This is a genomic window from Nocardia sp. NPDC046763 (assembly GCF_040645495.1).
Lineage (GTDB): Bacteria > Actinomycetota > Actinomycetes > Mycobacteriales > Mycobacteriaceae > Nocardia.
The window spans coordinates 1-1,689 of sequence record NZ_JBEYYI010000090.1; the positions used below are offsets into that span (position 1 = coordinate 1).

General features: G+C 66.7%; 1 protein-coding gene. It reads right to left on the bottom strand.

Features of this window, described 5'->3' with window-relative positions; genetic code table 11:
- Positions 1-41 precede the first annotated feature (41 nt).
- Positions 42-1,595, bottom strand: coding sequence for an ISL3 family transposase (locus tag ABZ909_RS43585; protein ID WP_357012376.1), 1,554 nt, complete (start codon positions 1,593-1,595; stop codon positions 42-44).
- Positions 1,596-1,689 lie beyond the last annotated feature (94 nt).

Genomic DNA, 1,689 nt, shown 5'->3' on the forward strand with positions numbered 1-1,689 from the left:
ATGGCTCTGGCACAAAGTTGTTGGTGGCGTTGATGTTCGGGTCAGACGTCGAGTAGCAGGCGGCGTCGGAGAAGGTCGAAGTTGGCCCTGCCGTACATGGCTCTTTTGACCGCCTTCAGTTTCGTGACAGTTCCCTCGACAGCGCCGCTGCTCCAGGGGAGGGTGAGTCCGTTGCGGACGGCGTCATAGTCCTTGAGTAGCCCGGCGGCGAACCCTTGGAGCTGGGTGACGTCGCTGGCCTGGGCTGCGGCGATCCAGGCGTCGAGGTGCTGGCCGCGTCGGTGACGCAGCATCCCGCCGAAGTCGCTGACCAGCTGATCGACAGTGCGGAGAACCGGGCAGCGGGCCAGAATCCGTGCCAGATCGGCCTTCTCGGATTCGGTGCGGTGGACGGCCGGGCGGATGATCCAGCCGGTGACCTGCCGCGGTTTGGGTGCGGCTATCGGCGTCGCAGTCGGTGGTGTGGTGCCGGCCCGCCAGGTGTGCAGCAGACGGCGCACTTGGCGTTCACTGCCCGTGTAGCCGCGTTCGCGCAGTTCAGCGGCAAGAATGGCGGCGTTCGTGCAGCCTTCCTGCCAGCGCCCGGTCAGGTAGGCGGTGTGCTGGTCGAGCGAGCTGCGGCGTCGGGGCAGCTGGGTCAGCAGTTCGTCCGCGGTTGCCGCCAGGGCGTAGCGGCGCACCGTTTTCCCGTCGAGGTTGAGCGCCCTGCTGATTGCGGTGGTGCCGATTCCCTTGTCCCACAACGCATGCACTTCGGCCCACCGCTGACGAGTCTGCTCTGCCCGATACCCGTCGACGGCCTTCGGCGCTGGCACGGGCTGGGCGACGGCCTCGGTGGCCGGCTGATCGTGCAAGCACTTGCGGTGGGCGCGGACCACCCTGTCGACCGCGTCGGTGAGGTTATAGAGCAGGTGGAAGCGGTCGGCGACCTGGATGGCGTCCGGCGCGCCCCGCCGGGCGCCTTCGGCATACCCGCCCGCACGGTCGCGGCAGATCACCGTGGCACCGGGATGAACACGCAACCACTCGGCGAACGTGTCGTTCAGCCTGTCCCGCAACAGGTCCACCGGCCGATGCGTGCGCATATCGACCAGGACCGAGCCATAATCCTTACCCTTGCGGAAGGCGAAGTCATCGACACCGAGCACAGTTATCGTGCCGGGCTCGGGCACCGGCAACGCTCTGATCAAGCGCAGCAACGTCATTCGCGACACTGCCACGGCCAGGCGGCGCGTCAGCCGCTCGCCGGGCCGACCACCCAGTGACAATGCGATCCGCTCCAACGCGCCGCGCAGCAGCGGAGTTCGCCGGGCGTGGGCGGCGGTCAGGCCCGGGACCTGCTCGGCGAATGTGGTGCGGGCGCAGTCGGGGTTGCGGCAGTACAACCTGCACACTTGCAAGCAGATCAGCGTCTCGGACCCACCGACCGCGGTATCGGACAGACACCGCTGGTAACGGCTGTGCACACGATCCGACCACACGGTACAGTCCGGGCACAGCGCGCCTCGGGTCTTGATGCTCGCGTAGATCCGCAACGTCGGCCCGTGGCGGTCGACCTGCTCGATACTCAGGTCGCCCAGATGCGGCAACAACACCTTCAGATCAAGATCAGCGCACCGGGATCATGATCGACCACTACCTTCGCGGCTCCAAATTCCCAGGGCACCAACAACTTTGTGCCAGAGCCAT